This window comes from Pantoea sp. EEL5, assembly GCF_049892805.1.
In the GTDB taxonomy this organism is placed as follows: domain Bacteria; phylum Pseudomonadota; class Gammaproteobacteria; order Enterobacterales; family Enterobacteriaceae; genus Pantoea; species Pantoea ananatis.
In genome coordinates, this window is sequence record NZ_JBNDNJ010000005.1 from 176,159 (window position 1) to 188,315 (window position 12,157).

The 12,157-nt window shown below is 49.6% G+C and carries 14 protein-coding genes and 1 pseudogene; 6 read left to right on the forward strand and 9 right to left on the reverse strand.

Annotated elements, in window-relative coordinates; genetic code table 11:
- Window positions 1-2: 2 nt before the first annotated feature.
- From ACPXSQ_RS18160 to ACPXSQ_RS18190, 7 genes are all read right to left on the reverse strand, one after another.
- A complete protein-coding gene (locus tag ACPXSQ_RS18160; protein ID WP_426144204.1) occupies window positions 3-2,339 on the reverse strand; it encodes a xanthine dehydrogenase family protein molybdopterin-binding subunit in 2,337 nt (778 codons plus the stop codon).
- The gene (locus ACPXSQ_RS18165) at window positions 2,336-3,328 is read right to left on the reverse strand and encodes an FAD binding domain-containing protein (protein WP_013028038.1); all 993 of its coding nucleotides are present in this window, start codon (window positions 3,326-3,328) and stop codon (window positions 2,336-2,338) included. The genes ACPXSQ_RS18160 and ACPXSQ_RS18165 overlap by 4 nt, the downstream gene beginning before the upstream one ends.
- Window positions 3,325-3,813 carry a (2Fe-2S)-binding protein gene (locus ACPXSQ_RS18170; protein WP_024471490.1) on the reverse strand — a complete coding sequence of 163 codons (489 nt, stop codon included), beginning with the start codon at window positions 3,811-3,813 and terminating at the stop codon, window positions 3,325-3,327. Before ACPXSQ_RS18170 ends, ACPXSQ_RS18165 begins: the two co-directional genes overlap by 4 nt.
- A 216-nt stretch (window positions 3,814-4,029) precedes the next feature.
- On the reverse strand, window positions 4,030-4,857 hold the full coding sequence (locus ACPXSQ_RS18175; protein ID WP_019106861.1) for a metal ABC transporter permease: 828 nt from the start codon (window positions 4,855-4,857) through the stop codon (window positions 4,030-4,032).
- Window positions 4,857-5,717, reverse strand: coding sequence for an iron/manganese ABC transporter permease subunit SitC (gene sitC / locus ACPXSQ_RS18180; RefSeq protein WP_014333020.1), 861 nt, complete (start codon window positions 5,715-5,717; stop codon window positions 4,857-4,859). Before sitC ends, ACPXSQ_RS18175 begins: the two co-directional genes overlap by 1 nt.
- Window positions 5,717-6,535, reverse strand: coding sequence for a manganese/iron ABC transporter ATP-binding protein (locus ACPXSQ_RS18185; protein ID WP_426144205.1), 819 nt, complete (start codon window positions 6,533-6,535; stop codon window positions 5,717-5,719). The genes sitC and ACPXSQ_RS18185 overlap by 1 nt, the downstream gene beginning before the upstream one ends.
- Complete coding sequence (locus ACPXSQ_RS18190; RefSeq protein ID WP_246872277.1) at window positions 6,532-7,407, reverse strand: metal ABC transporter substrate-binding protein; 876 nt, start codon at window positions 7,405-7,407, stop codon at window positions 6,532-6,534. Before ACPXSQ_RS18190 ends, ACPXSQ_RS18185 begins: the two co-directional genes overlap by 4 nt.
- Window positions 7,408-7,765: 358 nt before the next feature.
- Here ACPXSQ_RS18190 and ACPXSQ_RS18195 point away from each other — a divergent pair, with 358 nt between their 5' ends.
- From ACPXSQ_RS18195 to ACPXSQ_RS18210, 4 genes are all read left to right on the forward strand, one after another.
- Entirely contained in the window at window positions 7,766-8,056 is a 291-nt protein-coding gene (locus tag ACPXSQ_RS18195; RefSeq protein WP_013028032.1) for a hypothetical protein, read from the forward strand.
- 229 nt (window positions 8,057-8,285) lie between these two features.
- On the forward strand, window positions 8,286-8,531 hold the full coding sequence (gene ycgZ / locus ACPXSQ_RS18200) for a regulatory protein YcgZ (RefSeq protein WP_019105874.1): 246 nt from the start codon (window positions 8,286-8,288) through the stop codon (window positions 8,529-8,531).
- 169 nt (window positions 8,532-8,700) lie between these two features.
- Window positions 8,701-8,988: a hypothetical protein gene (locus ACPXSQ_RS18205; protein ID WP_013028030.1), complete on the forward strand. Its 288-nt coding sequence runs from the start codon at window positions 8,701-8,703 to the stop codon at window positions 8,986-8,988.
- A 142-nt stretch (window positions 8,989-9,130) separates the two neighbouring features.
- On the forward strand, window positions 9,131-9,385 hold the full coding sequence (locus tag ACPXSQ_RS18210; protein WP_014604571.1) for a biofilm/acid-resistance regulator YmgB/AriR: 255 nt from the start codon (window positions 9,131-9,133) through the stop codon (window positions 9,383-9,385).
- An 88-nt stretch (window positions 9,386-9,473) separates the two neighbouring features.
- Here ACPXSQ_RS18210 and ACPXSQ_RS18215 read toward each other — a convergent pair whose 3' ends face one another.
- Window positions 9,474-9,668: a hypothetical protein gene (locus tag ACPXSQ_RS18215; RefSeq protein ID WP_426144206.1), complete on the reverse strand. Its 195-nt coding sequence runs from the start codon at window positions 9,666-9,668 to the stop codon at window positions 9,474-9,476.
- A gap of 369 nt (window positions 9,669-10,037) precedes the next feature.
- On the reverse strand, window positions 10,038-10,766 hold the full coding sequence (locus ACPXSQ_RS18220; protein ID WP_014598206.1) for a YoaK family protein: 729 nt from the start codon (window positions 10,764-10,766) through the stop codon (window positions 10,038-10,040).
- Window positions 10,767-11,101: 335 nt separating this feature from the next.
- On the opposite strand from ACPXSQ_RS18220, the gene ACPXSQ_RS18225 reads away from it, so the two are divergent.
- Together ACPXSQ_RS18225 and ACPXSQ_RS18230 are read left to right on the forward strand one after the other, a co-directional pair.
- Window positions 11,102-11,434, forward strand: a complete 333-nt coding sequence (locus ACPXSQ_RS18225; protein ID WP_013028026.1) for a hypothetical protein — start codon at window positions 11,102-11,104, stop codon at window positions 11,432-11,434.
- Window positions 11,435-11,454: 20 nt separating this feature from the next.
- Window positions 11,455-11,828, forward strand: a pseudogene (locus tag ACPXSQ_RS18230) (RidA family protein).
- Window positions 11,829-12,157: the final 329 nt, after the last annotated feature.

Below are 12,157 nucleotides of genomic sequence, written 5' to 3' on the forward strand. Positions count from 1 at the left end.
ATTTAAAGGATTTTATCCAGCGTGATGGGTAAATCCCTGACGCGCTTACCGGTCGCGTGATAAACCGCATTGCTGATAGCCGCAGCCACGCCCACGATGCCCAGTTCACCGACCGTTTTTCCGCCCATGCTGGTGGCCTGATAATCAGGTTCGCCGACATCAATGGTGGTGATCTCGGGAATATCCGCATTCACTGGAATCAGATAATCGGCAAGATTGTTGTTAATCACCCGACCATTACGCGGATCGATAATGCCACCTTCGAGTAATGCCTGACCTACCCCCATGATCATGCCGCCCACCCACTGACTTCGGGCGAGTTTAGGATTATAAAGTCGGCCACTGTCGAAGGCCGCGACCATACGTTTCAACCTTATGGTGCCAAAGTCTTCGTCCACCCGCACCTCAACAAACTGTGCGCTCCAGCTGTGGGCCGAGACCGTATCCGGTCGGCTCATTTCATTCAGGCTACCGGTAACGCTGTCCCGTTCCTGCGCAGACATGTCCGGTGAAAACGTGCCGCCTTCAACGCTGAGCCCATTAAGGTTAGCCAGCTTAAGCAGCGCCCCCAAATCAATGGCCTGAGACGGTTTAGCCGTGAGATGGATGCCACCCTGGGCCAGAGTGAGTTGGTCATGCGAAATGCCGGCAAGAGGGGAACCTGAGGTCTGGCTGGCCAACGCCAGTAAACGGGCGCGCAGCTTTTTCGCGGTATCGTCTACGGCAGCGGTCAGATTCCCTGCCAGCTGGGAGCCGCCCGCAACGCCAGCCCGGGGCAGTTGCGTATCGCCTAATTCAACATCAATGCGCTGTGAATCAACGCCCAGAATATCTGCGGCGGTTTGCGCCAGTATGGTGTAAGTGCCGGTACCAATATCCGCTCCTGCGCACTGCACAACGAACTGACCTTGCGGAGAAAGCAGGATTTTAGCTTCCGCTGGCATGGTGTTGACCGGGTAGGTCCCCGAGGCCATTCCCCAGCCAATCAGTTCGCGTCCTTCACGCATCGATCGGGGCGCCATGACGCGTTTATCCCAACCAAACGCCTCAGCCCCTTTTTGGTAGGCCTCTTTAAGCCGACGTGAACTCCAGGGAAGATCTTTTTGGTAATCACGATCGGCCCAGTTAAGTAGCCGAAAAGCCAGGGGATCAAGATCCAGTGCGTAAGCCATCTCATCCATCGCCACTTCAAGACCGAACGCGCTGGGGTTTTCACCCGGTGCGCGCATCCAGCCAGGCGTCACCGTATTAATAGGTCTGACCTGATGTTGGGCAGAGAGGTTTTCGATGGCATACATGCGGCCAGTGACCTTGCTGCAGTTTTCGGCGAACACGTCAATAAGTGATGTCTCACTAAAACTGCGCAGGATAACGGACTGAATCTTTCCTTCCCGCGTCGCCCCCATTTCCAGCTGTTGTGAGGTTGCCGGACGTCCGCCCAAACCCGTGAAGGTTTGCGGTCGCGTCAGTGACACACGAACCGGACGATTGAGCGCGCGCGAGGCCACACAGGCCAGCGCAACATGTGTGTAAGGCACGGGCTTAGAACCGAAGCCGCCCCCCACATAGGGCGAAATGATACGCACCTGTTTGGGTGAGATGCCCATCCATTCCGCAATTTCGACCTGGGCGCCCATCACCCACTGGCTGGGTTCCCAGACGGTCATATGATCGTTCTCCCATTGTGCAATACAGCCATGGGGTTCCATGGGCATATTGTATTCACGCGGGGTCGTGTAGCGCTGATTGATGCGGACTTCAGACTGGTTCATGGCGCTCTGCGCATCACCCATCTCAATATCCTGAGGTGGGAGCGGCTTGGGTTCCACCCCTTCATCTGTCGGTGATATCAGCGCAGGCGTGGTATCATAGTCAATCTCTACCAGCGAAGCTGCGTAAGTTGCCTGTTCGAAGGTTTCGGCCACCACCAGGCCAATGTTCTGACCGTTGTGAATAATCAAGTCATCCTGGATCGGCGTGTAGGTTGTCTGCGCGGCGCCCCCGTCAGCGATTGCCGTCGGCTGATGAATTTTCAGTGAATTGAGATGCGTATAAACGGCAATAACACCCGCTGCGCTTTCTGCTTTAGTGGTATCCATGTGTCTGATGCGACCGCTGGCGACGGTGGACTGGATGACCACGCCGTGCACAGCATTCTCGGGTGTATGTTCGATCGCGTAACGCGCTTTTCCTGTCACTTTAACCTCACCATCACCCCGGGTGCGCGGCGTTCCCAGTCCTGACAGGCTTGCGGGTGCGCGGCGATAGCGTTCGTTGTGATCGCCTGTGGAATCCACGGCGTTCCCACTGTGAAGCAGGTCGTTTTGGTCATGGGTCATACGATTTCTCCTGCCGCCATCAAGGCGCGTGCGATTACCCGCGGTGTAAGCTGTATTTTATGCGCATTCCCGGAGAGCGCCTGTGTTTCCTGGTTAATCAGCTCTGCAGCCTCATACAGCGTTTGGTGCTCAAAAGGCTGTCCTGTCAGTGCCTGTTCAATGCGGCGCGCGCGCCAGGGTTTTGTTGCCACACCACCTAAAGCAATATGGACCGTTTCGATCATTCCCTGATTAAGCGTGAGTCCAACGGCTGCACTGGCGCTGGCGAATTCGTAGGAGGTGCGATCGCGGACTTTTAAATAGTGAGACTGCTTAAGCGCCGGGGAGCATGGGATCTCAATGGCTACGATGATTTCATCCGCCAGCAACGCATGTTCATGATGGGGTGTATCACCTGGCAGAAGAAAGAAATCTTCAATCTGAATGCGTCGGCTCTGCTGCTGGCTGTTTTGCACCACAACCGTTGCATCGAATGCCGTCAGAGCGACCGCCAGGTCGCCGGGATAAACCGCCACACAGTGGTCGCTGTTTCCCAGAATAGCGTGGTTGGTATTCACACCATGCCGCGCAGCGCAGCCGGAGCCAGGCACGCGTTTATTGCACGCAGAGAAGGTGGCCGGATCGCGATAATACGCGCAGCGTGTGCGCTGGCATAAATTGCCGCCGATAGTAGCCATGTTGCGAATCTGAGGCGACGCCGCCTGCCATAAGCTGCCGTACAAAGCCGGCGCCTCGCGTTCACAGGCCGGATGATTCGCCAGCTCACTCATAGTGACCAGAGCGCCAATGGTGATGTTATCCTGACCAAAATCAATCGCAGACAAGTTGGGTAATCCAGCGATATCAGTGAGCCGGGACGGCGTAAAGACACCACATTTCATTAAATCGAGTTGTGTCGTCCCACCCGCGATAAGATGATTTTGGGGATGTTGTTTGGCGCCAGCAGCATCCTCAACGGACTGCGCAACCTGCCAGTGAAATTCATTCATCGTGCCTCCTCCGCCATTTCCGCCGCGGCCTGTTTAATGGCATCAAGAATGAAAGGATAAGCACCGCAGCGGCAGAGGTTGCCACTCATATATTCCCGAATTTCGTCGTCAGAACCGGTATGGCCTTCTTTAATGCAGGCCACCGCAGACATAATCTGACCAGGCGTACAGTAGCCGCACTGGAAACCATCATGCTCAATAAAACAGCGTTGCACCGGGTGCAGTTCACCCGAGGACTGTTCCAGACCTTCAATTGTGGTCACGGCTTTACCTTGCGTCTGCACGGCCAGTGTCAGACAACTCAGTACCCGCTGCTCGTTTACCAGTACGGTACAGGCACCGCACTGCCCCTGATCGCACCCTTTCTTGGTACCGGTCAGGTTAAGATGATCGCGCAGCGCATCTAATAAGGTTACGCGAGGATCGATGCTGATCTGTCGGGTCTGACCATTGACCTGCATCGTTAACGGTATTGTTTCTGACATTGTCTTTTTCCCATGGTTGCAGGGCCAGTTAGGTGATCGGTTACTTATACATAACGGGCGAGATAAGAACGGGGAAAGCCGGATAACCCTGATGTTTACATGCGTATGTACGTCATTAGGTTTAGCACTTATTTTCAGGGTAAGAGGTAAAAAGACGATGATTGCGTTAATTAACACGGCTGGTCGCCCTGTTCATTCAGGCGACCAGCACAGTAATCAGCAGGAGGATTTAGACAGGCGAGAAAGTTTATAGTGAGTGGTGATAAAGCTGACGATAAAGACCAGAGCGAAAAGCACCACAATGGTTGGTGCGGGAGCACTGTCAATAAAAAATGAGAGATAAACGCCGCAGAGTGAGACGACCAGCGAAACAAACGTCGCCAGTATCAACGCATGGGAAAACCGATCCGTCAGCAAAACGGCAATCGCTCCGGGTGCAATAAGCAATGAAATCGATAAAATAATCCCTACTGCCTTAAGCGTTGCCACAATGGTCAGAGAGACCATACACAACAGGCTATAATGCAGCCAGCGCACCGAAAGCCCGCACACCTGAGCCTGTTGAGGATCAAAGCTGAACAGCATGAAATCGCGCCATTTCAGACCGACGACAGCGACAATCACAGCGGCAATACCTAACGTCTGAAAAATATCGCTTTGGCTGATCCCCAGCATATCGCCGAATAAAATATGGTCGAGGTGGATCTCCGGTTTCAGGGCGATGTACAAAATCAGGCCAACCGCAAACATCCCGGAAAAAACAATACCCAGAACCGTGTCCTGCTTGATTCTGCTGTTCTCTTTAAGGTAGCCACTGGCGACAGCACAAAACAAACCGGCACTGAATGCGCCCACTGCCAGAGGTAATGCCATCATCCACGCCAGCACTATGCCTGGAAAGACAGCATGACTCATCGCATCACCCATCAACGCCCAGCCCTTCAGGACCAAAAAGACTGACAGCAGCGCACAAGGCACGGCAACCACCGCCGCGATGAGTAAAGCATGATTCATAAAACCAAACTGAAAAGGTTCCAGCCACATCATCTTGTCTCCCGCACAGCATGCGCCTGGGCACGACGACGATTCGCCAGCACACCGTGCTTAGGCGCAAAGATGAAGGCCAGTAAAAACAGTAACGTTTGCGCAACGACAATAATGCCGCCCGTTGCGCCATCAAGATAATAACTTGCCCACGCGCCCATAAAGCTCGTGATGCTGCCAATGGCAACCGCGATGGCAAGTAGCCGGGGAAAGCGATCGGTCAGCAACCAGGCCGTTGCGCCTGGCGTGACAACCAGACAGATAACCAGAAACGCGCCCACAGTTTGTAACGCAGCCACGGTCGAAACGGCCAACAAAGTGAAAAATAAGATCTTAAGACGCACCGGATTTAAACCAACGGCACGAGCATGGTTTTCATCGAAAAAGGTGACCATTAAATCTTTCCATTTGAAAAACAAAATGGCGACAGAAGTCAGTCCGATAATAAGCAGCTGAATGATATCGGAAGGCGCAATAGCCAGAATATTGCCCAGCACGATAGTCTGAATATTTACCGAAGTGGGATTAAGGGAAACCATAAACAGCCCAAGGCCGAAGAACGAAGAAAAAATCAGGCCGATGATGGTATCTTCTTTCAGCCGCGTGCGCTGGTTGAGCAACAGCATGCTCCCTGCCGCTAAGCCCCCTGATAAAAAAGCGCCCAACGCAAACGGCAGTCCGAGCATGTAAGCGCCCGCGACACCGGGAACAATAGAGTGTGACAGCGCATCACCAATAAGCGACCAGCCCTTTAACATCAGATAACAGGACAGAAAGGCGCACAGCCCGCCGACCATGGCTGAAATCCACATGGCGTTCAACATATATTGATAACCAAAAGGTTCAAGGAGCGCGGTCATCATTTACCCCATGATGAATGCGTGTCCATGGATGCATTAACCGGACGTTCATGATCGGCGATAACCTGCGTGATACCGCCCTCAGTCATGACATGGCGCAGTACGCCACTGAATGTGCGCTCCAGATTCTGCTGCGTAAACGTCGTCGCCGTGGGGCCGCTGGCAAGAACCGTGCCTTTAACCATGACGGTGTAATCACAAAACTCGGTCACGGAGCCAAGATTATGGGTCGAAACCAGCATAGTTTTTCCTTCCTCCTTTAACTCACGCAACAAGCTGATGATTTTGGCCTCGGTATGAACATCAACGCCGGTAAAGGGTTCATCCAGTAAAATCACCTCACCATGTTGCGCAATGGCCCGCGCAAGGAAAACGCGTTTCTTCTGACCGCCGGAAAGCTCACCGATTTGGCGATGGCGAAAATCCAGCATGTCAACGCGTGCCAGCGCGTCAGTCACCCGATCGCGATCCTGCCGTTTAGGGATACGCATCAGGCCCATATGCCCATAGCGCCCCATCATAACCACATCATCCACCAGAACCGGAAAAGACCAGTCAACCTCCTCGGCCTGCGGCACATAGGCGACCAGGCTACGGCGAAGCGCCTTACGCGTTGGCAATCCCAGTACGCTGATATGGCCCGATCGCGCAGGTACAAATCCCATAAGCGCTTTGAAAAGCGTAGATTTACCCGAACCATTTACCCCGACGAGTGCAGCAATTGACCCGGCTGGCACGCTAAAGCTGGCGTTGTGCAACGCTGTATGCCCGTTACGGTAGGTTACCGAGAGGTCCGAAACGACAATTGTGGGGTTCATGGTGTTTTCATCCCGTCCTGAATGCCGTTAACCAGCGTCTGGGTGGTAACTTTCAACAGGTCAAGATACGTTGGCACAGGCCCCCTGGCCGCGCTTAATGAGTCAACGTATAACACACCGCCATAATGTGCGTGCGTTTCGCGCGCGACCTGGCGTGCAGGTTTATCGGAGACGGTGCTTTCACTGAAGATGACGGGAATGGCATTCTTTTTCATCTGATCGATGACGTTCCGAACCTGCTGTGGCGTTCCCTGCTGATCGGCATTGATTGGCCAGAGATAAAGTTCTTTAAGCCCTAAATCACGTGCCAGATAGGAAAAAGCGCCTTCGCTGGTCACTATCCAGCGTTTGTTTTCTGGTATGGCGGCGAGTTGCTTACGAACAGGTTCGAGTGCTGCAACGATCTTTTGCTTATAGGCGGCTGCGTTCTGCTGATAGGTGCTGGCATTGGCCGGATCGTGCTTTACAAGCGCATCACGAATATTATCCACATAGATCAGTGCGTTATCCGGTGACATCCATGCGTGAGGATTGGGTTTGCCATTATAAGGTCCTTCCCCTATTCCTATCGGAGAAACGCCCGTTGAAACAACAACTTCAGGAACGCCTTTGAGATGTTGATAAAAACGTTGAAACCACAATTCCAGATTCAAACCATTAGCCATCACCAACTGTGCACCCTGTGCACGTTTAATATCGCCTGGGGTCGGTTGATACTCATGAATTTCGGCACCAGGTTTGGTGATTGACGTCACCTCAGCCGCCTCCCCTGCCACATTTTTTGCCATGTCAGCAATAACGGTGAAGGTCGTGACAACCCTAAATTTATCAGCCGCATAGCTGTTGAGGCTAATAAAAACACTCAACATCATGCCAAGTGTTGAAACCGATAATTTACTCACCATGTTCGTCATCCTGAGATTAATGAAAAAAGCGCCAATAATTTAGCCCGTGCTAAATTTTATAGCACAGGCTATAAAATTCACACAGAAACACTTTGTGAAGTTTTTTAATGAAATGAATGGAAGTTTTAAGTTTTGTAATGCAGAGTGGCTAATTAGTTATTCTGAAAGTAAAAGTCCAGCAGTGTAGCGCCATCGAATAATGAAGAAACCGTCCTGATGCAGGTCCATAAAGTGGATGGATCAACGCTGAGCGCGCGCAGGGCAAAACAGGAACGCTATTCTTTGCTAAAATAAACTTGTCGTATGAAAGGCAAAGGAGGTCATTTTGTTACTTTCCCAGCAGCACCTGACAAACACGATCATCGGAGAAGCCGCTCTGAACCTGATCGCCATCAATCAGGACGTCAGTGTGGAGTCTCTTGTCGATGAGCTTAAAGTAATGACCCGGTCTGAAGTGGATGAAGCCAGGCTGTCACAGCTCGATGATGCAACCAAATGGCTGATGGGTTTCAGGCAAATTGGTTCGCGCCTGACTTCAGGCAGAGGCTGGTCTGCACGCAAATCAGCGTTTTCAGGATCTTCAGACAACGACGGCGATGACATTGTCATAAAATAGTTCTATGCTCATATTTTACGCATTGTGTTAACTTTTAAGCTTAATTTTGGCACAATGCTTGATAACATCCGCCCTACTTCACACCTCTGTAACTCTCTGTTTTTAATCAATTAGCATTTTTTGCACAAAAAACTCCCGTTAAGACCATCAAAATTCTGTACAAGTTTTTGAAAGATGTATAACTTTCGCTCTATGGCAAAGTACATTTTAACCACCTGAGGATAATCGTATGCGTCAGAACGGACATGCACCGGATAATACCAGCGACATCGCCCGTTACTTCAGCCAGGCAAATTTGCCCTCTCAGCAGGAAACGCTGGGTGAGATTGTTGTTGAGCTACTGCGCGCAGGCCAAACACTTTCACGCAAAGCAATTTGCAGTAAATTGCTCCATCGTCTTGACGGTTGTGATGCCACAGAGCAGCAAAGTCATTACCAGGAGCTGATTGGATTACTGTTTAGTCGCGAAAGCTAATATAAATTTAACGCTTTAAAATTAATTCGTTACCTGAAGTAATTTCTGATCGGGCAGTACCATGTTTACTTACAGGGATAGTACTGCCCACAGCTGACGCGGGAAGGTTAGCTGTCCCCCGTCATCGTAGCCGGAGCGTGGCTACAAATTCGTAATCAGAGAAGCCAGTATGTACAGAAGTGAAGAAGAAAAAATAACGGATGTCATGATTGGTGAGGCCGTTCTGATCTTACTGAAATCAGAAAGTCCGATATCCAGCAATGCACTTATTGCTCAACTTGAAGCAATGGCAAGTGAAACCGAGGACGCAACCAGGCTGAAAGCCATCAAAGTTGCGATTGTTGAAGTACAAAAAGGCATGGCCACAGCGAATAGTCGCCGCCGGGTGGATCTTCCCGAGCGCGATAAACACCGTTTGAACAACGACGGCCCACCAGAAGGCTCTAAAAAACACTGACGCTGGCGTCTAAGATTTAAGCTGTGCCAGCGAGAGAAAAGATGGGCATCAAAGTGTGTTATGCCTGGTAACCCTTACTACTTAATGACCTTGTCGGCTGACTCCTTAATACGCAACTGACGATTCTTAGAGAATGATAACTATGCAACAGAGCACATCAGATTTAGCCATCATCGAGTTTTTTCGCAGTGAGGGAGAGCATCTTGCTCAGGAGACTGAGCTGCTTGGCAGAGTTATCAGAAATATTGTCAGTGACGAAAAACGCGTAACCAATAAAGCGATCATCCTGTACCTCATCGCAGAACTCGAATCGACGGATGATGAGTTCCACATCGAACTGTTACGCAGAACTCTTGAAATCGTGGTAGGACGTACGCCAGACGATGCAGGTGTGTAGTTTCGCATCTGACATCTGTGGTGAGGGCGTTTATCCTAAGTCAGCGTGAGTTTGTTGACCTGCAACGCAGCCAGATTGCAGGTCACTCTTAATGCATTTTGCGTGAGAAAAAATGGATTGCGCGCTGGCAAAGTACTTTAAATCTTTTGTCTCGGCTGCCCTGACTTAAACGAAACAATGCATCTGTGATCTGATGAAACTGCACGGGCTCACCTACCTTCAGAAGTTCACTCACCACCGCCCCAATCAGCGCACGAATGTCGTTGTCTTCATGGTTATTCACATAACCTCCAACCGGTGTATGTATATACAGACTAACACTTTTATAGTCAGGAAAACAAAGCCGGCAGAGGAAATAAACCTTAAGCGAAGCGGTAGAATCTACTTATATTATTGATTTAATTATACAATAATTTTATTTTTCCACGACCAATCTAGTGAAATGGTAATTCTTTTCTAAATCGGATAAAACGTAAATTTCTATTACTTTTTGTCAGTTTTATGGACTTGTTCACCGGTCATATTCTGGAAGTTAATCCCTCTATTTAATTGGCTATACCACTTTTAAAATACAGTCTTAAATTAATTATTCCTGCTAGTAATGGCGGCACCTGAAATAAAATCTCACGAAACCGCCATTTATAAAAATCAACTAGTAAAGCTTTTTTGCATTATACAATGTAATAACAATCGCGCCAGCTGCAAGGGCGATGAGGAAAATCCCCAGTCCAATCATAGCGTTAAATGCATAGGTTTTAAAAAGTAATAGCCCGACAATGCACCCCGTTAAAAAAGATAATACCGTGGTTAAATGTGTATAAAGCTGCTTCTGGGCAAATCGTCTGTCGCAAGGTTCTGCCCGGGATATAAAAGATGATAAATAGGAACCTAATGCAATGCCTGCGTCAGTTAGCGTACCGGTAATATGGGTTGATCTGACACGGCCGTTCGACAGTTGCGTAGAAGTTGCATTATGTAAGCCCATCAGGAAGCCCAGCATCAACAATACTTCACCGTTGTAGCTGGGTGAATAAAACCATTTTTCGAAGAGTGACGCTGCCGTCAGTGCAAACCCTTCAGCCAGAATGATCAGGCAGAAGATGGTTCTGATTTTCCGTCTTTCGCCGGCAATAATGAACAATCTCGCGGTGGTACAACCGATCACAAACGCAGAAATCAGACCCGCAAGGAAAACCAGACTATCAAAGTCAGAAGTGAAAACTTCGTTAGAAATCTGAGAAGTATTACCGCTCATGTGTGACGGAAAAAAACCAAACGCGCCTAAAGCCATTGCGTTGAGTATCCCGGCAGTCGTTGCCAGTGCCAGTGCCAGATATCTATCCTCGGTATGTGACCGTATTTTCTTCTTCTTTATCAGCACGCGGTTCCCCTATAAATGTGCATAAATATCAGTCTGGATCCTGAGGCTCCAGACAACTAATAGTAGTATGCTTTTAAAAACTCAGCGGTGAATACAGATAAGTCTGGGTCTGTAACCTGTTAATTGTATTGATTTTTATAGTTTCATTGACTGATTTCATAAAACGTCAATGCCGGTCATATTTTTTATGCTGCTTATGGCCAGGGCTGGTGCCTGGTGTAACCCGATAGCCTAATCCAGGCAGAGGATTTAACTAATAGCGCTATTTATGGCAGGATATGCGACCGGACTGATGCCCCTGTTGGCCAGTGAGAAGAATGACTCTGGATGGATAGATGACAGTACTAAAACCCGCTTTTCTTATCCCTGCCGCCCTTGTCGTTGGGTTCCTGGGGTGGTGGCTGACACCTCATTATGACGCTGAAGATGAAAACTACTACATTTCTGTGCTCTGCGCCGTACCTCAGCAAAATGAGCAACAGCTGCAGAAAGACATGAAAAACGTTATAGAAGGCAGTAATTCAGACTATGCGTTGCAAAAAATACATTTTGTTCCTGGCCTGGCCGCTCGGGTGATCGACAACTGGAAAAGTCTGACTCAAGAACAGCAGCAGCAGGCAGCACTTAGCAATCATGCGTGCTCGCAGCTGCTAATGACCAACAAGTAATATATTGGGAGTTAAGCACTATGATGCCTGTACGGAAAAACTATGCTTCGCGTGGGGAAGTGACTGCCCCCTATGTCCATGCCGTCAGCCACAATCAAACACTCTATGTCTCAGGCTTAACGGCGTTTGGCACGCCTGCAAACCAGGGGATATCGCGGCGCAGGCTGAAGTGATTTTTGATCAGCTGGAAAGCATAGCGGCGGCTGAAAACACCTCTCTGCAGCAACTCATTAAGGTCACCCTCTTTGTAACCTCTTTTAAAGATATTGATGCACTCCGCAACGTGCTGTTTAAACGTTATGGTGATTATTTACCTGCGAGCGCATTGGTACAGGTTAGTGCTCTGTTCTCACCTGACTTGCTGATTGAGATCGACGCAATCCTGGGTCTTTGAACATTTATAAACCTCATTTTCTGGGTTATGAAAAGGGCAGAAATTGAGGTAACGCAATGATGTTCGAGACAGTACTTAATCCAGCGCAACTCACTGGCAATGGGAGCAAAGTTTCATTTCGCGCAAAGCCGTTCAAACCACGCAGAGCGACCTGAACCTTTACCGGCTGTTATCGACGGATATATCAGATGACGACAGATGTTTTCAGGCCTGGCATCTATTCCGGCAAAAAAGACACAACAAATTCTGATCATACGGCATGATTAACATCTGATTATGATCGTCTTTTCCTTCTCTCATCCTTGACCCAACGCTTTATACTTCAGTTG

Excerpts from the sequence above, each read along its gene's own strand:
- ACPXSQ_RS18160 (WP_426144204.1), bottom strand. The coding sequence starts at position 2,339 with ATGACCCATGACCAAAACGACCTGCTTCACAGTGGGAACGCCGTGGAT.
- ACPXSQ_RS18165 (WP_013028038.1), bottom strand. The coding sequence starts at position 3,328 with ATGAATGAATTTCACTGGCAGGTTGCGCAGTCCGTTGAGGATGCTGCT.
- ACPXSQ_RS18170 (WP_024471490.1), bottom strand. The coding sequence starts at position 3,813 with ATGTCAGAAACAATACCGTTAACGATGCAGGTCAATGGTCAGACCCGA.
- ACPXSQ_RS18175 (WP_019106861.1), bottom strand. The coding sequence starts at position 4,857 with ATGTGGCTGGAACCTTTTCAGTTTGGTTTTATGAATCATGCTTTACTC.
- sitC (WP_014333020.1), bottom strand. The coding sequence starts at position 5,717 with ATGACCGCGCTCCTTGAACCTTTTGGTTATCAATATATGTTGAACGCC.
- ACPXSQ_RS18185 (WP_426144205.1), bottom strand. The coding sequence starts at position 6,535 with ATGAACCCCACAATTGTCGTTTCGGACCTCTCGGTAACCTACCGTAAC.
- ACPXSQ_RS18190 (WP_246872277.1), bottom strand. The coding sequence starts at position 7,407 with ATGATGTTGAGTGTTTTTATTAGCCTCAACAGCTATGCGGCTGATAAA.
- ycgZ (WP_019105874.1), top strand. The coding sequence starts at position 8,286 with ATGCGTCAGAACGGACATGCACCGGATAATACCAGCGACATCGCCCGT.
- ACPXSQ_RS18205 (WP_013028030.1), top strand. The coding sequence starts at position 8,701 with ATGTACAGAAGTGAAGAAGAAAAAATAACGGATGTCATGATTGGTGAG.
- ACPXSQ_RS18210 (WP_014604571.1), top strand. The coding sequence starts at position 9,131 with ATGCAACAGAGCACATCAGATTTAGCCATCATCGAGTTTTTTCGCAGT.
- ACPXSQ_RS18225 (WP_013028026.1), top strand. The coding sequence starts at position 11,102 with ATGACAGTACTAAAACCCGCTTTTCTTATCCCTGCCGCCCTTGTCGTT.